The 19789-nt window shown below is 71.1% G+C and carries 25 protein-coding genes; 13 read left to right on the top strand and 12 right to left on the bottom strand.

What is annotated here, in order from left to right; genetic code table 11:
- Window positions 1-11 precede the first annotated feature (11 nt).
- Both ABD256_RS09535 and ABD256_RS09530 read right to left on the bottom strand, forming a co-directional pair.
- Window positions 12-1250, bottom strand: coding sequence for a serine hydrolase domain-containing protein (locus ABD256_RS09535; RefSeq protein ID WP_344415789.1), 1239 nt, complete (start codon window positions 1248-1250; stop codon window positions 12-14).
- Window positions 1251-1289: 39 nt separating this feature from the next.
- Window positions 1290-2093: a siderophore-interacting protein gene (locus tag ABD256_RS09530; RefSeq protein WP_344415787.1), complete on the bottom strand. Its 804-nt coding sequence runs from the start codon at window positions 2091-2093 to the stop codon at window positions 1290-1292.
- A gap of 117 nt (window positions 2094-2210) precedes the next feature.
- On the opposite strand from ABD256_RS09530, the gene ABD256_RS09525 reads away from it, so the two are divergent.
- Window positions 2211-2789, top strand: coding sequence for a DUF1707 SHOCT-like domain-containing protein (locus tag ABD256_RS09525; RefSeq protein ID WP_344415785.1), 579 nt, complete (start codon window positions 2211-2213; stop codon window positions 2787-2789).
- A gap of 3 nt (window positions 2790-2792) precedes the next feature.
- On the opposite strand, the gene ABD256_RS09520 is transcribed toward ABD256_RS09525, so the two are convergent.
- From ABD256_RS09520 to ABD256_RS09500, 5 genes are all read right to left on the bottom strand, one after another.
- Window positions 2793-4403 (bottom strand): FtsX-like permease family protein, encoded by a 1611-nt coding sequence (locus ABD256_RS09520; RefSeq protein WP_344415783.1) that lies wholly within the window; start codon window positions 4401-4403, stop codon window positions 2793-2795.
- Window positions 4298-4732 (bottom strand): hypothetical protein, encoded by a 435-nt coding sequence (locus tag ABD256_RS09515; RefSeq protein ID WP_344415781.1) that lies wholly within the window; start codon window positions 4730-4732, stop codon window positions 4298-4300. Before ABD256_RS09515 ends, ABD256_RS09520 begins: the two co-directional genes overlap by 106 nt.
- Window positions 4733-5503 carry an ABC transporter ATP-binding protein gene (locus tag ABD256_RS09510; RefSeq protein ID WP_344415778.1) on the bottom strand — a complete coding sequence of 257 codons (771 nt, stop codon included), beginning with the start codon at window positions 5501-5503 and terminating at the stop codon, window positions 4733-4735.
- Window positions 5504-5574: 71 nt separating this feature from the next.
- On the bottom strand, window positions 5575-5910 hold the full coding sequence (locus ABD256_RS09505) for a hypothetical protein (protein WP_344415775.1): 336 nt from the start codon (window positions 5908-5910) through the stop codon (window positions 5575-5577).
- On the bottom strand, window positions 5907-6329 hold the full coding sequence (locus ABD256_RS09500) for an SgcJ/EcaC family oxidoreductase (protein WP_344415772.1): 423 nt from the start codon (window positions 6327-6329) through the stop codon (window positions 5907-5909). Before ABD256_RS09500 ends, ABD256_RS09505 begins: the two co-directional genes overlap by 4 nt.
- Before the next feature lie 112 nt (window positions 6330-6441).
- On the opposite strand from ABD256_RS09500, the gene ABD256_RS09495 reads away from it, so the two are divergent.
- On the top strand, window positions 6442-7143 hold the full coding sequence (locus tag ABD256_RS09495; RefSeq protein ID WP_344415770.1) for a TetR/AcrR family transcriptional regulator: 702 nt from the start codon (window positions 6442-6444) through the stop codon (window positions 7141-7143).
- Window positions 7144-7359: 216 nt separating this feature from the next.
- Here the strand turns inward: ABD256_RS09495 and ABD256_RS09490 are convergent, their stop codons facing one another.
- Window positions 7360-7614, bottom strand: a complete 255-nt coding sequence (locus ABD256_RS09490) for a hypothetical protein (RefSeq protein WP_344415769.1) — start codon at window positions 7612-7614, stop codon at window positions 7360-7362.
- Between the two features lie 39 nt (window positions 7615-7653).
- Window positions 7654-8859, bottom strand: coding sequence for a radical SAM family heme chaperone HemW (gene hemW, locus ABD256_RS09485; protein ID WP_425546412.1), 1206 nt, complete (start codon window positions 8857-8859; stop codon window positions 7654-7656).
- Between the two features lie 65 nt (window positions 8860-8924).
- Between hemW and ABD256_RS44375 the strand changes: the two genes are divergently transcribed.
- From ABD256_RS44375 to ABD256_RS09445, 9 genes are all read left to right on the top strand, one after another.
- Window positions 8925-9059 carry a putative leader peptide gene (locus ABD256_RS44375; protein WP_425546411.1) on the top strand — a complete coding sequence of 45 codons (135 nt, stop codon included), beginning with the start codon at window positions 8925-8927 and terminating at the stop codon, window positions 9057-9059.
- Window positions 9060-9184: 125 nt separating this feature from the next.
- A complete protein-coding gene (locus ABD256_RS09480; RefSeq protein ID WP_344415765.1) occupies window positions 9185-10885 on the top strand; it encodes a nitrite/sulfite reductase in 1701 nt (566 codons plus the stop codon).
- Entirely contained in the window at window positions 10882-11049 is a 168-nt protein-coding gene (locus tag ABD256_RS09475) for an Insertion element protein (RefSeq protein ID WP_344415763.1), read from the top strand. The genes ABD256_RS09480 and ABD256_RS09475 overlap by 4 nt, the downstream gene beginning before the upstream one ends.
- Window positions 11046-11741 (top strand): phosphoadenylyl-sulfate reductase, encoded by a 696-nt coding sequence (locus tag ABD256_RS09470; protein WP_344415761.1) that lies wholly within the window; start codon window positions 11046-11048, stop codon window positions 11739-11741. The genes ABD256_RS09475 and ABD256_RS09470 overlap by 4 nt, the downstream gene beginning before the upstream one ends.
- A gap of 10 nt (window positions 11742-11751) precedes the next feature.
- A complete protein-coding gene (gene cysD / locus ABD256_RS09465; RefSeq protein WP_344415758.1) occupies window positions 11752-12672 on the top strand; it encodes a sulfate adenylyltransferase subunit CysD in 921 nt (306 codons plus the stop codon).
- Window positions 12672-13934, top strand: coding sequence for a sulfate adenylyltransferase subunit 1 (locus ABD256_RS09460; protein WP_344415756.1), 1263 nt, complete (start codon window positions 12672-12674; stop codon window positions 13932-13934). The genes cysD and ABD256_RS09460 overlap by 1 nt, the downstream gene beginning before the upstream one ends.
- Window positions 13931-14665: a sirohydrochlorin chelatase gene (locus ABD256_RS09455; RefSeq protein ID WP_344415754.1), complete on the top strand. Its 735-nt coding sequence runs from the start codon at window positions 13931-13933 to the stop codon at window positions 14663-14665. Before ABD256_RS09460 ends, ABD256_RS09455 begins: the two co-directional genes overlap by 4 nt.
- Before the next feature lie 161 nt (window positions 14666-14826).
- On the top strand, window positions 14827-15498 hold the full coding sequence (locus tag ABD256_RS09450; RefSeq protein ID WP_344415751.1) for a cyclase: 672 nt from the start codon (window positions 14827-14829) through the stop codon (window positions 15496-15498).
- 202 nt (window positions 15499-15700) lie between these two features.
- Window positions 15701-16474 carry an enoyl-CoA hydratase family protein gene (locus tag ABD256_RS09445; RefSeq protein ID WP_344415749.1) on the top strand — a complete coding sequence of 258 codons (774 nt, stop codon included), beginning with the start codon at window positions 15701-15703 and terminating at the stop codon, window positions 16472-16474.
- A gap of 35 nt (window positions 16475-16509) precedes the next feature.
- Here ABD256_RS09445 and ABD256_RS09440 read toward each other — a convergent pair whose 3' ends face one another.
- Genes ABD256_RS09440 through ABD256_RS09430 form a run of 3 tightly spaced genes read right to left on the bottom strand, consistent with a single transcriptional unit; the run spans window position 16510 to window position 17585 of the window.
- A complete protein-coding gene (locus ABD256_RS09440) occupies window positions 16510-16875 on the bottom strand; it encodes a barstar family protein (protein WP_344415747.1) in 366 nt (121 codons plus the stop codon).
- 5 nt (window positions 16876-16880) lie between these two features.
- The gene (locus ABD256_RS09435) at window positions 16881-17375 is read right to left on the bottom strand and encodes a guanyl-specific ribonuclease (protein ID WP_344415745.1); all 495 of its coding nucleotides are present in this window, start codon (window positions 17373-17375) and stop codon (window positions 16881-16883) included.
- A gap of 9 nt (window positions 17376-17384) precedes the next feature.
- The gene (locus tag ABD256_RS09430; protein ID WP_215545933.1) at window positions 17385-17585 is read right to left on the bottom strand and encodes a hypothetical protein; all 201 of its coding nucleotides are present in this window, start codon (window positions 17583-17585) and stop codon (window positions 17385-17387) included.
- 59 nt (window positions 17586-17644) lie between these two features.
- Here ABD256_RS09430 and ABD256_RS09425 point away from each other — a divergent pair, with 59 nt between their 5' ends.
- Both ABD256_RS09425 and ABD256_RS09420 read left to right on the top strand, forming a co-directional pair.
- Window positions 17645-18610: a zinc-binding dehydrogenase gene (locus ABD256_RS09425; RefSeq protein WP_344415741.1), complete on the top strand. Its 966-nt coding sequence runs from the start codon at window positions 17645-17647 to the stop codon at window positions 18608-18610.
- A gap of 110 nt (window positions 18611-18720) precedes the next feature.
- Window positions 18721-19731 (top strand): alpha/beta fold hydrolase, encoded by a 1011-nt coding sequence (locus tag ABD256_RS09420; RefSeq protein WP_344415739.1) that lies wholly within the window; start codon window positions 18721-18723, stop codon window positions 19729-19731.
- Window positions 19732-19789 lie beyond the last annotated feature (58 nt).

Genomic DNA, 19789 nt, shown 5'->3' with positions numbered 1-19789 from the left:
TGTCCGGAGCACTAGTCCAGCAGTGCCTGGTACACGAATCGGCGGAAGTCCTGGCGGAGGGGGTGCGTGCTGGAGGGCAGGAGCTGGGTGAAGAACAGCGCGGTGATCTCGTTCGCGGGATCGACCCAGAACGCCGTGCTCGCCGCACCGCCCCAGGCGATTTCCCCTTGCGGCGCCAGGGTTTTCGCCTTGACCGGGTCTTCGAGGACCGAGAAGCCGAGGCCGAACCCGTAGCCGTCGTAGGGCATCTCGGCGAACAGCGGGCGGCCGAACTGTTCGAGGTCGACGTGCCCTGGCAGGTGGTTCCCGCGCATCAGCGCGACCGTGCGCGGCCCCAGCAGGCGCACCCCGTCGAGTTCTCCTTCGCGCAGCAGGAACTGGGTGAACCGGTGGTAGTCGGCGGCGGTCGACACCAGCCCGCCACCGCCCGAAAGGTAGGTGGGCCGCCCGTCGACCGGGTACGCGAGGAGGTCGTTCCGGACGATCGCGTCCGAACCGGGGACGGCGAGGTACAGCGCGGCGAGCCGGTCCAGTGAATCGCCCTCGGCCTCGAACCCGGTCTCGGTCATCCCGAGCGGGTCGAGGATCCGGGTGCGGAAGAACTCGTCGAGCGGCTGCCCCGAAGCGACCTCGACGAGCCTGCCCAGCACGTCGGTGGCCACCGAGTAGTTCCATTCGGTGCCGGGGTGGAACAGCAGCGGCAGCGCGGCCCACTGCTCGACCGCGCTCGCGAGGTCCGTTCCCCTCGGCACCCACCATTCGTAGCCCGCCTTGCGGTACAGCTCGTCGACGGCGTGCGCGTGCTGGAAACCGTAGGTCAGGCCCGCGGTGTGGGTGAGCAGGTGCCAGACGCGGATCGGTTCGGTGGCGGGCACCGTCGCCATCGCCTGCGCGGAGCCGCGCGCGTACACCCTCGGCTCGGCGAACTCGGGCAGCCAGCGCGAAATCGGGTCGGTGAGGTCGAAAACGCCTTCCTCGTAGAGCATCATCGCGGCCACCGAAGTGACCGGCTTGCTCATCGAGAAGACGCGCCAGAGCGTGTCCCGCTCCACCGGCAGGCCCGCCTCGACGTCACGGAACCCGTGCTCGCCGAGGTAGACCACCTTGCCCCGCCTGGCGACCACCGCGAGCGTGCCCGGCAGCAGGCCCTTGTCGACGTAGCGCCCGAAGTACCCGTCGAGCCGCCCGAGCCTGCCGGGGTCGAACCCCGCCTCGGCCGGATCCACCTCGACAGCCAGTTTCCGCGTCATGCGGTTGTTCTACCCGAAGCCGCCGGCATTCTCGACCGCTCAGGCGCGCTCGGCCGCCTTCTCCGCGCGCCACTGCTCGTCGTCGCGGCCGATCCGCCAATAGCCCGAAATGGACAGCCGGTCCTTCGGCACACCGCGCTCGTCGAGCAGGTGCCGCCGCAGCTCCTTGACGAATCCCGCTTCGCCGTGCACGAACGCCTGCACGGCCCCCTCGCCGAAGTCCATGCCGCGCACCGCGGCCACCAGGTCATCGCCGGAGGACCGGTGCAGCCACGAGATCTGCGCGTCGCCCTTCGTCGCCAGCGGCTGCTCCTCCGCCGCGTCCTCGACCAGGATGAACGCGCGCACCGGCGCACCGGCCGGGACGGCTTCCAGGCCCGCCGCGATCGCGGGGAGCGCGCTCTCGTCACCGGCGAACAGGTGCCAGTCGACGTCGTCCCTCGGCGCGTACGCCCCGCCGGGACCGAGCAGGAGCAGGTCGTCGCCCGGTTTCGCGTTCGCCGCCCACGGACCGGCCAGCCCCTCGTCCCCGTGGTGCACGAAGTCGATCGACAGCTCGCCCGCGCCCGCGTCGTAGTGCCGCACGGTGTAGGTGCGCATCCGGGGCCAGTGCTCCCGCGGCAGTTCGGCGCGGACCGTGTCGATGTCGAACGGCTCGGGGTAGGTGACGCCGTCGACCTTGAAGAGCACCTTGACGTAGGCGTCGGTGAACTCGTTCGGGGTGAAGGCCGCGAGCCCGGGCCCGCCTGCCACGATCCTGAGCATGTGCGGCGTGAGCCGCTCGGTGCGGAGCACGGTCAGCCGGGTGACCGGCCGCCCTCCGCGTCGGGAAGTGTCCGCCATGTGCCGCTCCTCGAAGAAGTTCAGGGGTATCTACGGTAAGGCTACCCTTACATCGAGTGGAGGGCTCGGGGATTTTCCCCGATGCCGGGCCGGGCCTGCCGCCCTACGGTGTGAACCATGCACACACCCGGGGGAAATCCCGCAGACCTCCGGGTCTCGGACGCCGAGCGCGAACACGTCGTCGAGCTGCTCAACCGGGCGACCGGGCACGGCCTGCTCGATCTCACCGAATTCAGCGAGCGTACCGACATCGCGCTCGCCGCGCGCACCCGCGGCGAGCTGAACGCCGTGCTCCTCGACCTGCCTGGACTCACCCACGCCGAAGAGCCGCGCCGGGAACCGGTGCCGGGCGAACTGCTCGAACTGGTCGAGCACGGCGCGCCGATCCGCCGCTCGGGTGCGTGGCCGGTGCCGAAGACCGTGGTGGTGCGGTCGCGGTCGCGCACGGCGTCGCTCGACTTCACCGATGCCCGGATCGACCACGCCGAGGTCAGGATCGAGCTGCACTGCCGCGCCACGCACGTCCGGCTGCGCCTACCCGAGGGCGCCACGGCCGACACCACCGCGTTGCGGCGGAAGGAAAAACCCGCCGCTGTCCGGGACAGGGGCGGGTTCTGCGGGGCGGGCGGGACGCCGCACTTCGTGGTCACCGGCAGCGCGGCGCACGGCGCGGTCGTCCTGCTGCCACCCCGGTGACCGCTACTCCCGGCTCGCGGCCAGCGTGACCGGCCGCGGCCGCGTCGCCGCGATCCCGCTCCACAGGCTGGTGACCCCGACGACCGCGAAGGCGCCCGCGACCACCGCACCGAGCAGCTCCCACGGCACCGCGACGGCCGCCACGCCGGTGATGCGCCCGGTCGCCGAACCGATCGCGAAGAGCGTGCCCGAGGCCGCGAGACAGCCGAGCGCGAGCCCGATCGCGGTCACCACCCACGATTCGACGACCGCCATCCGCACCACCTGCGCCCGGCTGAGCCCGGTCATCCTGGCCACCGCGAACTCGCGGCGGCGCTCGGCAGCGGCGATCACCACCGCGTTGACCACCGCGACGAGCGCGTAGAGCCCGGCGAGGCCCATCAGCACCGCCATGATCCCCGAGTTCGTGGCGCGCTGGCCGTCCGCCTTCGCCGCCACCGCCGCGGCGACCCCGGCCGGGTTCCCCGCGCCCTCGGCCCGGATCCGCGAGGCGAGCGCACCCACGTCCGCACCCGGCGCCGCCCGCACGATCGTGGACGCCTTCCCCGCCGCGAGCACGTCGGCGCCCGCGACCTCCCTCGGCACGAGGAAGCTCGCGCCACCGTTCATCGTCGGCGCCAGCGCGGCGACGACCCGCAACGGCACCTCGCCGCGTGCGGTCCTCGCGCGCACGACGGCACCGACCGCGAGCCCCCGTTCCCCGCTGCGCTTGGGGCCGACGGCGATCGTGTCACCGTGCAGATCGGCGAGCGAGCCCTCGGCCGGCGGCCTCGGATGCGTCCGCTGGTAGGCGACGGGATCCACGGCGAGCACCGAACCGCGGAACTCCTTGGTCTTCGGCTTGCCGTCCCCGACCTCGGCGAGCACCGGCATCGTCAGCCCGACTTCCGTCGACGCCGTTTCCACGCCGGGCAGGCCCGCGATCCGCTGCGCGGCGGCGCCGGTCGAATCGACCACCAGATCACCCGCGATGGCCCGTTCCTGCTCGCCGCGCGTCGCCTCGGCGATCGAGCCGAGCGTGCCCGCCTGGCTCACCAGCAGCGCCACGAGCACGAGCAGCGGCGCCGCGGTCGAGGCGCTGCGGCGAACCCCGTCGCGCAGGTTGGCCTGGGCGAGCAGGCCGATCGTGCTGCCCCGCAACAGGAATCCGGCCAGCCTGCCCGCGATCGGCACCACGAGCGGGCTGAAGGCGCTCATCGCGATCGCCCCGGTGATGCCGACGAACAACGTGATCGGGATGACGCCGTCGCCGGGCACGATCCTGGAGACGATCATGAGCGCGGTCGCCCCCGCGGCGAACAGGATCCCGAAGAACCACCGCGGCGCGGTCATCACGCGCGTCGCGGTGCCGGTTTCGCGCACCGCGTCGAGCGGCCGGACCTTCGCCGCCCGCCGTGACGCGGCGAGCACACCCACGAGGGCGACACCGACGCCGGCACCCGCGGAGACACCGAGGATCCACGGCTGCCAGCGCGGGGTGAAGTCCGGTGGCAGGAACCCGAGATCGGTCAGCAGCCAGGACTGGAACCGCATCGCGGCCAGCCCGAGCGGCACCCCGATCCCGGTGCCGGCCACCCCGAGCACCAGCGCCTCGGACAGCAGCAGCCCCCGCACCTGCCGCTTCGCGCCGCCGACGAGCCGCGCAGCGCGAGATCACGCCTGCGCTGCGCCACGGTGAAGGCGAACGTCGAGCTGACGATGAAGATCGCGAGGAACGCCGAAAGGCCGAGTGTCATGGCGAGCAGGGTGATCGCGCCGGTGTAGCCGTCGCGCAGGTGGTCGGCGACCTCCGGCGGCAGGCCCGCCGGGATGTCCGGCGACGCCGCGGAAACCAGGATCAGCAGGGAGGACTGCACGAGCGCGACCCCGAGGCACACCGTGAGGACGGCGCCGATGAACAACGGCCAGCGCTCGCGGAAGGTGCTCAACGACAGGCGGAACACCTACGACTCCAGCCGGGCGAGCCGGTCGGCGACCTCGCGGGAGGAGAGCCGTCCCGAGGAGTCCACGACCCTGCCGTCGGAGAGGAACACGACCGCGTCCGCGCACGCCGCGGCGGCCGGGTCGTGCGTCACCATCATGATCGTCTGCCCCTCGGCGTCCACGAGCCGCCGCAGCAGCCCCAGCACCGTGCGCGCGGACTTCGAGTCGAGCGCGCCGGTGGGTTCGTCGGCGAAGAGCACCGACGGACGGGTGGCCATCGCGCGCGCGATGGCCACCCGCTGCTGCTGCCCGCCGGAGAGCTCGCGCGGCCGGTGCCCGCCGCGGTCGGCGAGCCCGACCGACGCCAGCACGTCTCGGACGTCCTTTTTGGACACCCGGATGCCGGCAAGCTTCAGCGGCAGCGCCACGTTCTGCTCCGCGGTCAGCGAGCCGACCAGGTTGAAGCTCTGGAAGACGAACCCGACCTCGCGGCGGCGCAACGCGGTGAGCGCGGCGTCCGAAGCCGACGTGATGTCCGCGCCGCCGAGCGACACCTGCCCGGAGGTGACCGTCTCCAGCCCCGCCGCGCAGTGCAGCAGCGTGGACTTGCCGGACCCCGATGGGCCCATCACCGCGGTCCACGATCCCGTCGGCAGCGCCAGGCTGACGTCGTCGAGCGCGGTCACCGTGGCGTGCTTCGTCCCGTAGTCGCGCGAAACCCGGCGCAGTTCGATCGCGGCCGCGCCGGGCATCGCACCCGGCCCCCGGTCGAGTTGGATGGCTGTCGTCATGGGGGAATTCCACCGTGCGGGCTACCCCGCCGGCACGACCGCCGACCACCGGAACCGTGGTGGGGCCAGCCCTACCCCAGTCCGCGCACGAACTTCGCGAAGCCGTCGGCGGTGGCCTGGCGGAAGCCGATGAAGAGCCGGTTCGCCAGCGGCACGCCCCAGCGGAACCACTCGGCCACGTTGTAGACCCGGTGCGTCACCCGCGCGCCGCCGCCCGGCTCCCCCGCCACCTCGTACTCCCCGCGGTACCACCAGCCACCCTGGCAGGCCACGATCCCCCGGTCGCGGTAGACCTCCAGATCCGGTGCGCCCGCGAGCCTGGTTTCCAGCGCTTCGAACACGTCCCCGACCGGCGCACTGACCACTTCGGACAGTTCGACCATCAGCTTCTTCCCGGGGCGCTTCATTTCTTGGCCCACGACTTCGGGTCCGTGACGCGCGTGTTCTGGAACGACGCGACCAGCCAGCGGTCGTCGTCGCACACCAGCACGTAGGTGATCAGCGACTCCCGCTCGGTCCCGTGCACCGGCTTCCCGTCGAGCGAGGACCCGCCGCCCAGCAGCACGACGGCGACGTCGGGCCGCAGGAACCGGATCTTCGGCGGCTCGCCGCCGCCCACCAGCTTCGATCCCTTCATCGGGCCCTGGGACATCGCACGGCGCAGTTCTTCGATCTTCCGGCGGCCGGGCACGGTCATCCCGAAGAATGTGATGTAGTCCGCGTCCTCGGTGAAGTGGTCCGCGTACGCGGCGGCGTCTTCGTTGTTCCACGCGGCGGCCATGCTCTCCAGCGTGGCGAGGACCTGGGCTTCCTTCGTGTCGGTCATCTGCGTACCCCTTTTCGAGCGAACGGTGTTCGTGGACGAACACCGTTCTACATGCGAACACCGTTCGCGTCAAGTACAGTGTTCGTACCCTGATCGCGAAGGAAGGCAGGACATGGACCTCCCCACCCCGCCATGGCAGCGGACGCCGCGGCGCCGCGCGGTGAAGCAGCCGCTGTCACAGGACCTGGTGGTGCGCGCCGGCCTGGACATCCTGGCGAAGGAGGGAATCGACGCGGTGAGCATGCGCCGCGTCGCGCAGGCGCTGGACACGGGACCGGCGTCGCTGTACGCGCACGTGTCCAACAAGGACGAACTGGACGAGCTGATGTTCGACCGGATCCTCGCCGGCGTCGAAGTGCCCGAGCCCGATCCGGCGCGCTGGCGCGACCAGATCAAGGAACTGTTGCAGGCGCAGGTTCAGGCCATGCTCGCCTACCCCGGCATCGCGAAGGTGGCTTGGCGCACCATGATGATCCCGGTCGGCCCGAACGCGCTGCGCCAAGGCGAAGCACAGCTCGCCCTGCTCCGCGCGGGAGGACTGTCGGCGCGGCACGCCGCCTACGCGAGCGACGCGCTTTCCACCTACGCCAAGGCGTTCGCCTACGAAGGCAACGCGTGGGCGTGGGGCGAGGTCCCGGCAGCGGAGCTGGCCGAACGGGGCAAGCAGATGTCCGACTACCTGCGCTCGCTCCCGGCGGGGACCTTCCCGAACCTGCTCGAAACCATGGGAATGTTCAACGGCGACAACGCTTCCGAACGCTTCGTGTTCGCGCTCGACGCCTTCCTGAACGGCCTCGGCGCAGCTTCCGCCTGAATGCCGCGATGACCGCGATTGGGGCGGGCGCGGTGCTTCCGGCAAGTTCAGTGGGCGCGCGTGGGTCCCTGAAGGATGCTCCTACAGAGGCCGAGGCGAGGTCCGCCGCGCATTCGACGTGACCGTCGCGGATATGTCTTCCGTGGGGCCTGCCCGGTTCCGGGGTGGATGCCCTGAAGGTGCCCTTGAGGGAATCTGACGCCGCGAAGGGCGCCTTCAGGGCATCAGCAGCGCCATGCCGCGCGCCGCGAGGGTCGAGATCGCGGCGTCAGATTCCCCGAAGGCGCCCTTCAGGGACCAAGCCCCGGCCGGATCGGCGACGCGGGCGCCCGGCCTGTCCCCCAGATCGTCCACAGTGGACACCGAACGCTGGCACCAGCGGCTGCGCCAGGTCAGGTAGCCCGTTGACCGCCATCCGCCGGGGAGGTGCTCCCCGGCGAACTCATCGGAACTGCACGTGAAGGAGGACACGGCACGGGTGCGTTCTGTGGCAGTTTTCGCGGAAGGAATTCAGGCGACGAGCCTGCGCACCACGCCGTCGGCGAGCAGCCTGCCGCGGTCGGTCAGCACCGCCCTGCCCCGCTCGTCGAGCGCCGACGGATCGAGCAGCCCTTCCGCCGCCGCCGCGCGGGCCTCGGCCACCCCCGCGTCGTCCAGCGCGGCCAGTGGCAACCCCTCGACCACCCGCAGCTCCAGCATGACGCGTTCGAGGTGCCGGTCCTGCTCGGTGAGCACCTCGTGGCCCGCCGACGGCGACCCGCCCTCGGCCAGCGTCGCGGCGTAGCGGGCGGGGTGCTTGAGGTTCCACCACCGGACGCCGCCGACGTGGCTGTGCGCGCCGGGACCCGCGCCCCACCAGTCGCCGCCGCGCCAGTAGCCCACGTTGTGCCGGCAGCGCGCGGCCTCGGACGCGGCCCAGTTCGAGACCTCGTACCAGGTCAGCCCGGCCCCGGACAGGACGCGGTCGATGAGCTCGTAGTCGGCGGCGAGCACGTCGTCGTCGAGTGCGGGCAGCTCACCGGTCCGCACGCGACGGGCGAGCGCGGTGCCCTCCTCGACGATCAACGCGTACGCGGACACGTGGTCGACCCCGGCCGAGAGCACGGCGTCGAGCGAGCGCTGGAGGTCTTCCACGCGCTCCCCCGGTGTGCCGTAGATGACATCGAGGTTGACGTGCTCGAACCCGGCGGCGCGCGCCTCGGCGACCGCCGCGCCGGGACGTCCTGGCGTGTGGACGCGGTCGAGGATGGCCAGTACGTGCCTGGCGGCGGACTGCATGCCCAGCGACACGCGCGTGTACCCGGCGTCGCGGATGCCCGCGAAGAACTCGGGCGAGGTCGACTCGGGGTTCGACTCCGTGGTCACCTCGGCGCCGTCGGCGAGCCCGAACGCGCGGCGCACCGCGTCCAGCACCGAGGCCAGCCCGGACGCGCCGAGCAGGGACGGGGTGCCGCCGCCGACGAACACGGTGTCCGCGGCGGGCGGCGCCCCGAGCGTCTCGGCGGCCAGCTCCAGCTCCCGTTCGAGCCCGCCGAGCCACGATTCCGGTGACGCGCCGGAGCCGAGCTCGCCCGCGGTGTAGGTGTTGAAGTCGCAATAACCGCAGCGCGTCGCGCAGAACGGCACGTGGACGTACACGCCGAACGGCCTCGTCCCGAGCCCGGCGAGGGCGGTTTCGGGGAGGCTGAACGGGCGGGAGGCGGTCTTCTCGGGCACAGCTCCAGTGTCCCCGTCGGCGCGCTGACCGGCGCGATCGGGGCGCACGTGATCCTGCTCCCAGGATGTGGACATGCCTGGACCACCATGTGGGCGAATGGCACCCTGGGGGCGTGACTCATGCCGGGATTCGACTCGTGGCGCGACGCCACGTCGATCTGCGGCGTGTCGCCAGCGCCCTGTGCCAGGCGACCGACTGACTCCTGCCACCACTGTTCCACGAACACGGACCGCAGGCATCGGTCGCTCCGCGAAGCGCCCCCCACCGCGGATCCATGGGCGCTTCACGGCTGGCCGGTGCTTCTCGACAGCACCCGGAGGACGAATGGCCTCGCCCACTCGCCAGAGCCCGACCGCGAGTCGCACCGCACGCCCCAAGCAACGCCGGGGCGAAGGGCAGTGGGCTCTCGGCTACCGCGAACCGCTCAACCCCAACGAGCGCTCGAAGAGGGACGACAACCCGCTCAACGCGCGCGCCCGCATCGAGAACATCTACGCGCACCGCGGCTTCGACTCGATCGACCCCGGTGACCTGCGCGGCCGGTTCCGCTGGTTCGGGCTGTACACGCAGCGCAAGGCCGGTATCGACGGCGGCCGCACCGCGACCCTGGAGCCGGAGGAGCTGGACGACCGCTACTTCATGCTGCGGGTCCGCCTCGACGGCGGCGCGCTGACCACCTCGCAGCTCGCGGTGCTCGGCGAGATCTCCCAGACCCACGCGCGCGACACGGCGGACATCACCGACCGCCAGAACATCCAGTACCACTGGATCCAGATCGAGGACGTGCCGAAGATCTGGGAGAAGCTCGAAGGCGCGGGCATGACCACGATGGAAGCCTGCGGAGACAGCCCGCGCGTCATCCTCGGCTCCCCTGTCGCCGGTATCGCCGCCGACGAGGTCATCGACGGCACCCCGGCGATCGACGAGATCAAGCGCCGGTACATCGGCAAGCCCGAGTTCGCGAACCTGCCGCGGAAGTTCAAGACCGCGATCTCCGGGCAGGCCGACGTCGCGCACGAAATCCACGACGTCGCGTTCGTCGGGGTGGACCACCCCGAGCACGGGCCAGGGTTCGACGTCTGGGTCGGCGGCGGGCTGTCCACCAACCCGATGATCGGCCAGCGCCTCGGCGCGTGGGTGCCCCGCGACGAGGTGCCCGACGTGTGGGAAGGCGTCATCAGCGTCTTCCGGGACTACGGCTACCGGCGACTGCGTTCGCGGGCACGGATCAAGTTCCTGGTCAAGGACTGGGGCGCGGAGAAGTTCCGGGAAGTTCTCGAATCCCAGTACCTCAAGCGCCCGCTGATCGACGGGCCGGCGCCCGCGGTACCGCCGCGGCCGATCGACCACGTCGGCGTGCACGCGCAGACCGACGGCAGGTTCTACGTCGGCGCGACCCCGGTCGCGGGCCGGGTCTCCGGCACCACGCTGATCGCGGTGGCGAAGGCCGCCGAGCGAGCGGGTTCGGGTCGCGTGCGGCTGACCCCGCAGCAGAAGCTCGTGGTGCTGGACGTGGAGTCCGGTGACGTCGACGGGCTGAAGTCCGATTTGGACGAACTGGGGCTGCGCGCGGACCCGTCGCCGTGGCGCCGTGGGGTGATGGCGTGCACCGGGATCGAGTTCTGCAAGCTCGCGATCGTCGAGACGAAGCAGCGGGCCAACGACCTCGTCGCCGCGCTGGAGACGAGGCTGGCCGATATCCAGTCGCATGTGGACACCCCGGTTTCGGTGCACCTCAACGGCTGCCCCAACTCGTGCGCCCGGATCCAGACCGCGGACATCGGGCTGAAGGGCCAGATCGTCACCGACGCCGACGGCAACCAGGTCGAGGGCTTCCAGGTGCACCTCGGCGGCGGGCTCGGGCTCGACGCCGGGTTCGGCCGGAAGCTGCGCGGGCACAAGGTCACCGCCGCACAGCTGAACGACTACGTCGAGCGCGTCGTGCGCAACTACGTCGAGCAGCGCGAGGACGGCGAGCGCTTCCCGCAGTGGGTGGCACGCGCGGACGAAAGCGCCCTGCAGTGACCGAGCGGGCCGCACCGTTCTACTGCCCGTACTGCGGTGACGAAGATCTCCGCCCGGAAGAAGACCACGCCGGTGCGTGGTTGTGCACGGGGTGCCGCCGGGTCTTCTCGGTGCAGTTCGTCGGATTGTCGATACCGCAAACGAACGAGGTGAGCGGACCATGACCACCGCGACAGATCACCGCGCGCTGGCCGAGCGCGCGTCGGCGGACCTGGCGGACGCCACCGCCGAGGAGGCGATCCGCTGGGTGGCCGACACCTTCGGCGACGACTTCATCGTGGCGTCGAACATGCAGGACGCGGTCCTGATCGACGTGGCCGCGAAGGTGAAGCCCGACTTCGACGTGCTGTTCCTCGAAACGGGGTATCACTTCGCCGAGACGATCGGCACGCGCGACGCGGTGGAGACCGTCTACCCCGGCGTGCGGATCGTCGACGCGCGGGCCGAGCAGAGCGTGGCGCAGCAGGACGCGGAGTACGGCGAGAAGCTGCACGACCGCGACGCGACGCTGTGCTGCAACCTGCGCAAGGTGGTCCCGCTGCGCAAGACGCTGGCGAAGTACTCCGCGTGGGTCACCGGCGTGCGCCGCGTCGACGCGCCGACGCGGGCGAACACCCCGATCGTCACCTGGGACGAGCGCAACGGGCTGGTCAAGGTCAACCCGATCGCGCCGTGGACCGACGAGGAGTTCGACGGCTACCTCCGCGACCACGGAATCCTGCAGAACCCGTTGGTGTCGGCGGGATATCTCTCGATCGGCTGCGCGCCGTGCACCGCGAAGGTGCTGCCGGGGCAGGACCCCCGCAGCGGCCGGTGGGCGGGCCAGACCAAGACCGAGTGCGGCTTGCACGGCTGAAAGGGAGTACATGACCACGCTCGAACCCGCCGCTGACGCCGCACAGGACAACCTGGCCGCGCTGGAGTCCGAAGCCATCCACATCTTCCGCGAGGTCGCGGGCGAGTTCGACCGCCCGGTGATCCTGTTCTCCGGCGGCAAGGACTCGACCCTGCTGCTGCACCTGGCGATCAAGGCGTTCTGGCCGGCACCGGTCCCGTTCCCGCTGCTGCACGTCGACACCGGGCACAACTTCGACGAGGTGATCGAGTTCCGCGACCGCGTGGTCGCCAAGCACGGGTTGCGCCTGGAGGTCGCGAAGGTGCAGGACTGGATCGACGACGGGCGGCTGGAGGAGCGCGCGGACGGTCTGCGCAACCCGCTGCAGACCACGCCGCTGCTGGACACGATCGCGGAGCACAGGTTCGACGCGGTGTTCGGCGGCGGCCGCCGCGACGAGGAGCGCGCCAGGGCGAAGGAGCGGATCTTCAGCCTGCGCAACGCTTTCGGGCAATGGGAGCCGCGGCGGCAGCGGCCGGAGCTGTGGAACCTCTACAACGGGCGGCACCGCCCCGGTGAGCAGGTGCGGGTGTTCCCGCTGTCGAACTGGACCGAGGCCGACGTCTGGAACTACATCGGGCGGGAGAAGGTCGAGCTGCCGTCGATCTACTACGCGCACCGGCGCGAGGTGTACCAGCGCGACGGGATGTGGCTCGCCGAAGGCCCGTGGGGCGGCCCTCGCCCGGACGAGGAGATCCGCGAGCTGACAGTGCGCTACCGGACCGTCGGCGACGGCTCGTGCACCGGCGCCGTCGAGTCCACCGCGTCCACAGTGGATGAAGTGATCGCCGAGGTCTCCGCATCGCGCCTGACCGAGCGCGGCGCCACCAGGGCCGACGACCGGATGTCGGAGGCGGCCATGGAAGACCGCAAACGAGAGGGTTACTTCTGATGAGCAGCTTGTTGCGGTTGGCCACGGCGGGCAGCGTCGACGACGGGAAGTCCACCCTCGTCGGACGGCTGCTGTACGACACCAAGTCCGTGCTCGCCGACCAGCTCGACGCGGTCACCCGCGCGAGCGTCGACAAGGGACTGTCCACACCGGACCTGTCGCTGCTGGTGGACGGCCTTCGCTCCGAGCGCGAACAGGGCATCACGATCGACGTGGCGTACCGCTACTTCGCCACGCCCAAGCGCAGTTTCGTGCTCGCGGACACCCCTGGCCACGTGCAGTACACCCGCAACACCGTGACCGGCGCGTCCACTGCCCAGCTCGCGGTGCTGCTGGTCGACGCGCGCAAGGGCGTGCTGGAGCAGACCAGGCGGCACGCGGCCGTGCTGGCGCTGCTCGGCGTCCCGCGGCTGGTGCTCGCGGTGAACAAGATCGATCTCGTCGGCTACGACGAGGCCGTGTTCGAAGCGATCGCGAACGAGTTCTCCACCCACGCGCGGTCGCTCGGGTACGCCGACGGCACCGTGCTGTCCGTGCCGGTTTCCGCGCTGCACGGCGACAACGTGGCGCAGCCGTCCGCGAGCACGCCGTGGTACACCGGGCCGACACTGCTCGAACACCTCGAAAACGTACCGGTGGCGCCGGATCCGCACGACGCGGCGTTCCGGTTCCCGGTGCAGTACGTGATCCGGCCGCGCACCGCCGAGTACCCGGACTACCGCGGCTACGCGGGCCAGATCGCGGCGGGCACGGTGCGACCCGGCGATGAGGTCGTGGTGCTGCCGCAGGGCCTGCGCAGCACCGTGGAGCGCATCGACACCGCGGACGGGCCGCTCGAAGAAGCGGGCTCCGGCGAGTCGGTCACGCTGCTGCTGGCCGACGACCTCGACATCGCGCGCGGCGACCTGATCGCGGTCGCCGGGGACCAGCCGGTGGTCACCGACGAGCTGACCGCGGTCCTGTGCTGGCTGTCCTCGAAACCGCTGGTGCCGGGCGCCCGCGTGCTCCTCAAGCACGGGACCCGCACCGTGCAGGCACTCGTCGACGAGATCTCGGCGCGCTTCGACGAGCAGACGCTGTCCTCTGTGGACTCTCCGGATTCGTTGGCGCTCAACGACATCGGCACGGTGTCGCTGCGGCTGGCGGAACCGCTCCCGGTCGACGACTACGGCAAGAGCCCGCGCACGGGCGCGTTCCTGGTGATCGACCCGAAGGACGGCGACACGCTGGCCGCGGGGCTGGTCGGCAAGCGGTTCACATGAGCGTTCCCCTGGTCGCCGTCGCGCACGGCAGTCGTGACCCGCGATCGCCGTCGGTCGTGCGCGAACTGGTGGACTCCGTAGCGGCGCGGCTGCCCGGTGTCGAGGTGCGGACGAGCTTTCTCGACCTGTCCGAGCCCTCGGTCACCGACGTGCTCGCCCGCCTGCACGCCGAGGGGCACCGCGAGGCGATCGTGGTGCCGTTGCTGCTCGGCAGCGCCTACCACGCGCGGGTGGACCTGCCCGGTCTCGTCGACGAGGTCGCGGCGAGCCATCCGCTGCTGCGCGTGTCCGTCTCGGACGTGCTCGGCATCGACCCGGTGCTGGAGCGCGTCGCCCTGCACCGGTTGGCCGAGACCGGCGCCGAGGTCACCGATCCCCGGCTCGGGGTGGTGCTCGCGGCCGTCGGCTCGTCGAACGCCGGTGCCAACGCCGCCGTCGCACGGATCGCCGCCCGCTGGCAGGACCGGTTCGGCATCCCGGTGGCACCCGCGTTCGCGAGCGCGACCCAGCCGGACGTCCCGGCGGCGCTCGCCCGGCTGCGCGCGCACGGCGCCACCCGGTTCGCGGTCGCCTCGTGGTTCCTCGCACCGGGCCTGCTGCCCGATCGCGTCGCCGCGCTCGCCGGTCCGGAGGTCGCACTGGCGGCTCCGCTCGGTCCCGAGCCCCGCGTCGCCGAGGCCGTGATCCGGCGCTACGACGAAGTGCTGCACGCGCTTCGGGTCGCTTCCTGACCCCAACGGCCCACCGGTTGGGCGGTTCCGGGGCAGTTCTTCCCAGTTCCGCTACCGAGCGCGCATGGGAACGGGTGCTTCTTGACGGTGTGTCGAACTCGCCGGTAACTATCTAATCGCCGCCAGGCCCCCACATCCCTGCGAACCCGAGGTGGCTCCACATGTCGTCTTCACCGTCGAAGACCGCCCTGCGCCGCGCGCTCACCTGCGCCGGCCTCGCTCTCGCCCCCGTGCTGGCGCTGACCGCGCCCGCCACCGCCATCCCCGCCATCCCCACCATCCCCACAGCCCCCGCCGACGTCAACTTCGACTGCGAGGCGAACGCCCCCATCGTCGGCCCCCAGCACGTCAACCTGAAGCAGTCCGCCGAGGTGACCGCGCCCGCCACCGTCGCCCCCGGCGGCGCGCTCGACGTGGTGATCGACCCCGCGCCCAACTCGGTGCCGGGCGACGTCGCCGGGTTCAAGGTCAAGGAGATCAAGGGCTTCGCGCTCAAGATCCCGGTCCCGGCGAACTCCAGCTACGTCAGCGCCGATCTCACCGGCGGCTCCGGCCTCGGCTCGACGCCACCGAAGATCACCGTCGACGGATCCGTCGCCACGCTCGCCTTCCCCGGCCCGATCGCGGGCGGCGCCCAGTTCGAACTGCCCACCGTGACCGTGCACCTCAAGGCCGGCACGTCCGGCAAGATCGAAACGAAGCTCGCGGGCACCAGCTACGCCGACCCCGGCCTGACCTTCACCGCGGTGGCCACCCAGATCATCGACATCGAAGCCCCCACCGCGTGCTTCCCCAACCCGAGCCCCACCTTCACCACGACCACCATCGGCTGACGCCTTTCCCGTGGGGGAGCCTTGCGCGACGCGAAGGCTCCCCCACGGCATGCCGCATACCTACCCGTGAAGGGCGCCTTCAGGGCATGGGCGCCAGGGCACCGACGCCCGAACCAGGGCGAACCCCGACGTCCCGTACGCGTGGTGTCCAGCGTTCGGGTATCCGTCGCCGTCAGACCGGGCGGTATGCGAGGGTGGGCGCATGGCTGACGAACTGGTGCACTACGAGGTGGCGGCCGGTACCGCCACGATCACGCTGGACTCCCCGCACAACCGCAACGCGCTGTCCGCGCAGCTGCGCCGCGAACTGAGCACGGCGCTGGCGAACGCGCGCGACGACGAAGCGGTGCGCGTGATCGTGCTCACCCACACCGGCCCGGTCTTCTGCGCGGGCATGGACCTCAAGGAAGCGCGCGGCGCGGGTGCGGCGAACCAGGGCGTCAACGAGTTCCCGCAGATCCTCGAGCAGCTCTGGACCAGCCCGAAGCCCGTGGTCGCGCGGCTGGCGGGCCCGGCGAGGGCGGGCGGCATCGGGATGGTCGCGGCCACCGATATCGCGGTCGCCGTCCGCGAGGCCACGTTCGCCTTCACCGAGGTCCGCATCGGCGTGGTGCCCGCGGTGATCTCGCTGACCGTGCTCCCCCGGCTGTCCTCCCGCGCGGCGCACGAACTCTTCCTGACCGGCGAGACCTTCGACGCCGAGCGCGCCGCCGCGATCGGCCTGATCAACTCCGCGGTGGACGCCGACGGGCTCGACGCCGAGGTCGACCGGTACGTGAAAGCGCTCTCGCTCGGCGGCCCGAAGGCACTGGCGGCCACCAAACAACTGCTCAGCAGCCCCCGTCCGGCCACACCGTCGGACGGCTTCGCCGCGATGAACGAGCTGTCCGCCGGATTCTTCGCCAGCGAGGAAGGGCAGGAGGGCATCCTCGCGTTCGCGCAGAAGCGGAAACCGTCCTGGGTGCCGCAGGACTGAGGGACAGGACTGAGGGAACGGTGACCGGGAGCGCGTCAGCTCTCGGTCACCACCACGGTCAGCCGTCGCGAATCCGACCGGTCACCGGTGGGCCCCAGCGCGCGCTGCGCGTCCGACAGGACGCCCCGGATCGCCAGGTACGCCTTGGGGTCGGCGGTCTTGAGCGCGTCGGAGCCGACCCAGATCAGCACGTGCTCCCCCGAGGGCAGCCAGGAAAGATCGGTCAGGCAGTCGTAGAGCGCGTCGAGGTTCCGGCCGAACCAGTCCGGGAACGACAGCGCCGACGCGATCGCGTCCATCGTGGACGCCTTGTCCGCGGCGGCACCGCCGGCGCTGGTGATGAGGTGCGGGAACGCACCCCGGGACTTCGCCTTCGCGGCCACACTGCTCGCGTTGTCCATGGGCTTCACCGATTCGGGTCGACGACGACGAAGGAACCGTAGTGGTCCTCGGTGTAGTAAAGCTCGTGTGCCTTGCCGAAGATCAGGCGCCGTGCGCCGCGATCGCGGCTTCCCGGAGTCTTCACGGTGTACTCGCGGTAGTACCCCGACTCCTTGCCCGGCAGCCGTTTCTCGCGGTTCTGCCAGGTAACGCCGTCGTTGCGGGGATAGGGGTAGGGCCCGTCGGACCGGATGAGCCCCCAGGTGTCCTTCGCCTGGGACGGCAGCCCGGACAGCGGTTTGACCGCGAGCCCCGAGTCCGAGCCGGGCAATCGTGACGATTTGCCCGCATTGTCCGCACCGGCCGCGGGGGCGCTGGACGACGGCGTCGCGGCCGAGGACGACGGCGTGCCGCCCGTGCCCTTGTCGGAGACCGCGTCCTTGATCAGCCAGCCGCCGACCACCAGGACGATGAGCCCGATGAGGGCGGCGGTGATCCGCTTTCGCCTACGGTTGACCATGCGGACACCCTAGGACCGGCGGCGCGGTTCCTCGCGACGGGCCGAGGCGAACCACCCGGCGACCTTGGCCACCGCCTTGTCGATCACCCATGCCAGCCCGAGGCAGAGCGGCCCCAGCACCGCGATCACGAGCAGGAACTGGAGCGGGAACCAGAGCTGGGCCAGCCACAGCTCCGCGCGGTCCCACCAGTCGGACAGTCCGTCGAGCACGCCGTGATGCTACTCGCGCGGGCGCTGCCGGTTCGGAGCCGGGCGGGTACGTTTGGCCCATGTTCGCCGTCTACGCCAAAGAACCGAACACGGAAAAGCCCCTCGACTCGCTCGTCGTGGGCGAGCGGCCGGAGCCGGCGGTCCCCGACGGCTGGGTGAAGGTGAACGTCAAGGCCGCCAGCCTCAACATGCACGACCTGTGGACCCTGCGCGGCGTCGGCATCAAGCCCGACCGCTTCCCGATGATCCTCGGCTGCGACGGCGCGGGCACGCTCGACGACGGCACCGAGGTGGTGCTGCACGCGGTGGTCAACGAGCCGGGCTGGCAGGGTGACGACACCCTCGACCCGAAGCGCTCGCTGCTCACCGAGGTCCACCAGGGCACCTTCGCCGACCAGGTGGTGGTCCCGGCGCGCAACGCGATCCCGAAACCGGCGGGCCTGTCGTTCACCGAGGCGTCCATCATGGGCACCGCGTGGCTGACCGCCTACCGGATGCTGTTCGTCAAGGCCGCCGTCCAGCCCGGCCAGACGATCCTCGTGCAGGGCGCCTCCGGTGGCGTCGCGACCGCGCTCGTGCAGCTCGGCAAGGCCGCGGGCGTCCGGGTGTGGGTGACGGGACGGTCCGAGGAGAAGCGCGCGCTCGCCGAGGGCCTCGGCGCGCACCAGGCGTTCGAATCGGGCGCGCGCCTGCCGGAACGGGTCGACGCCGTGTTCGAGACGGTCGGCAAGGCGACCTGGTCGCATTCGGTCAAGTCCCTCAAGCCGGGTGGCATCATCGTCGTCTCCGGCGCCACGAGCGGCCCGGACGCGAACGCCGAACTGCAGCGCGTGTTCTTCCTGCAGCTGCGGATCGCGGGCTCGACCATGGGCACCCGCGACGAGCTGGAGCGCCTGCTGTCCTACGTCGACCTGGCGGGCATCAGGCCGCAGATCGGGTCTGTGCTTCCGTTCGAGGAGGCCGAAAAAGGCTTCCACGACATGCGAAACGGCGACACGGCCGGAAAAATTGTCTTCTCCCGCTGACCAGGACAACCCGGCCTGACCTGCGCCGATCCCGCGACCCCCTGCCCCGAGACCGGTTTGTGATGCACGGATAAGCAGCGAAACCGGAGATCAGTTGTCATCCTGGGAGGATGACCGCGGTGCAGCGGGAGGCTTCGCCATCGGCGAGCCCCGGGGAAACGCCGGTAGCCGGCCCGGAGATCCGGGTCGGTCACCGGCGTTTCGCCGGGGTCCGCACCCGGGTGCTCGAAGTCGGGCCCTGTACCCCGGAACCGGCGCGGCGGCGCGGGAAACGCGCCGTCAAACCGGGCAGGCTCGTCCTGCTGCACGGCTACTGCGACAGCGCGGACACCTGGCGCCCGGTGCTCGGTGAGCTCGCCGCCGCCGGGATCCCGGCGATCGCCGTCGACCTCCCCGGTTTCGGCGAGGCGGACGCACTGCGGGCGGGCCCGATCCTCCCCCAGCTCGACGCGTTCGCCGCGGCCGTGCTCAAGGAACAGGCGGTACAGGGGCCGGTCGTGCTCGCCGGCAACTCGCTCGGCGGCACCACGGGGCTGCGGGCCGCGCAGAACCCCCGGCTCCCGCTCGCGGGCGTCGTTTCGATCGCGGCGCCCGGTTTCGTGGACTCCTGGCTCATCAGAACCGTCGCCAGGTACCCGCTGCCGCTGAAGCTGTACTCCGCGCTTCCCCTTCCGGTGCCCGGATTCCTGGTGCGCGCGGTCGCCGGGCAGGTGGTGCCGCGGCTGCTCTACGCCGACCGCGGCATCGCCGACGCCGAGCAGGTCCGCCGGTTCACCGAGCTGTTCCCGGACTACCGCGCCACGACCAGCAGGCTCGAACAGGCACGCCAGCTCGTCGAGGAGCTCGCTACCGCATACCAGCTCGACAGCGTCAAGTCGCCGCTGCTGGTTGTGGCCTGCGGCAAGGACAAACTGGTGTCCGCCGCGTCGGGGCGCCAGCTGCACACGCTGGTGCCGCACAGCAGGCTGCTGGTGCGCGAGGACTGGGGTCACTGCCCCCAGCTCGACGACCCCGCCGAGATCAGCGAGCTGCTCGCGTACTTCACGGCGGGCGTGAGCAGGCCAGCCGCCCGAGATGTGCGCGAAAGGACCTCAGTGGACGACCGTTCGGTCGCGGGTTGATTCCGATCGTTTGATCCGGGCCGAGTTCCCTGTACGGTTCCTCAAATCCTCGAACACC

It is taken from the genome of Amycolatopsis minnesotensis (genome assembly GCF_039529815.1).
Lineage (GTDB): Bacteria > Actinomycetota > Actinomycetes > Mycobacteriales > Pseudonocardiaceae > Amycolatopsis > Amycolatopsis minnesotensis.
Note: the sequence above shows the minus strand (reverse complement) of the source record. Positions and strands in the feature narration are given on the sequence as shown.

Coding starts and splice junctions, on each gene's coding strand:
- ABD256_RS09535 (WP_344415789.1), bottom strand. CDS start 1,250: ATGACGCGGAAACTGGCTGTCGAGGTGGATCCGGCCGAGGCGGGGTTC.
- ABD256_RS09530 (WP_344415787.1), bottom strand. CDS start 2,093: ATGGCGGACACTTCCCGACGCGGAGGGCGGCCGGTCACCCGGCTGACC.
- ABD256_RS09525 (WP_344415785.1), top strand. CDS start 2,211: ATGCACACACCCGGGGGAAATCCCGCAGACCTCCGGGTCTCGGACGCC.
- ABD256_RS09510 (WP_344415778.1), bottom strand. CDS start 5,503: ATGACGACAGCCATCCAACTCGACCGGGGGCCGGGTGCGATGCCCGGC.
- ABD256_RS09505 (WP_344415775.1), bottom strand. CDS start 5,910: ATGAAGCGCCCCGGGAAGAAGCTGATGGTCGAACTGTCCGAAGTGGTC.
- ABD256_RS09500 (WP_344415772.1), bottom strand. CDS start 6,329: ATGACCGACACGAAGGAAGCCCAGGTCCTCGCCACGCTGGAGAGCATG.
- ABD256_RS09495 (WP_344415770.1), top strand. CDS start 6,442: ATGGACCTCCCCACCCCGCCATGGCAGCGGACGCCGCGGCGCCGCGCG.
- ABD256_RS44375 (WP_425546411.1), top strand. CDS start 8,925: ATGTGGACATGCCTGGACCACCATGTGGGCGAATGGCACCCTGGGGGC.
- ABD256_RS09480 (WP_344415765.1), top strand. CDS start 9,185: ATGGCCTCGCCCACTCGCCAGAGCCCGACCGCGAGTCGCACCGCACGC.
- ABD256_RS09470 (WP_344415761.1), top strand. CDS start 11,046: ATGACCACCGCGACAGATCACCGCGCGCTGGCCGAGCGCGCGTCGGCG.
- cysD (WP_344415758.1), top strand. CDS start 11,752: ATGACCACGCTCGAACCCGCCGCTGACGCCGCACAGGACAACCTGGCC.
- ABD256_RS09460 (WP_344415756.1), top strand. CDS start 12,672: ATGAGCAGCTTGTTGCGGTTGGCCACGGCGGGCAGCGTCGACGACGGG.
- ABD256_RS09455 (WP_344415754.1), top strand. CDS start 13,931: ATGAGCGTTCCCCTGGTCGCCGTCGCGCACGGCAGTCGTGACCCGCGA.
- ABD256_RS09450 (WP_344415751.1), top strand. CDS start 14,827: ATGTCGTCTTCACCGTCGAAGACCGCCCTGCGCCGCGCGCTCACCTGC.
- ABD256_RS09445 (WP_344415749.1), top strand. CDS start 15,701: ATGGCTGACGAACTGGTGCACTACGAGGTGGCGGCCGGTACCGCCACG.
- ABD256_RS09440 (WP_344415747.1), bottom strand. CDS start 16,875: ATGGACAACGCGAGCAGTGTGGCCGCGAAGGCGAAGTCCCGGGGTGCG.
- ABD256_RS09435 (WP_344415745.1), bottom strand. CDS start 17,375: ATGGTCAACCGTAGGCGAAAGCGGATCACCGCCGCCCTCATCGGGCTC.
- ABD256_RS09425 (WP_344415741.1), top strand. CDS start 17,645: ATGTTCGCCGTCTACGCCAAAGAACCGAACACGGAAAAGCCCCTCGAC.
- ABD256_RS09420 (WP_344415739.1), top strand. CDS start 18,721: ATGACCGCGGTGCAGCGGGAGGCTTCGCCATCGGCGAGCCCCGGGGAA.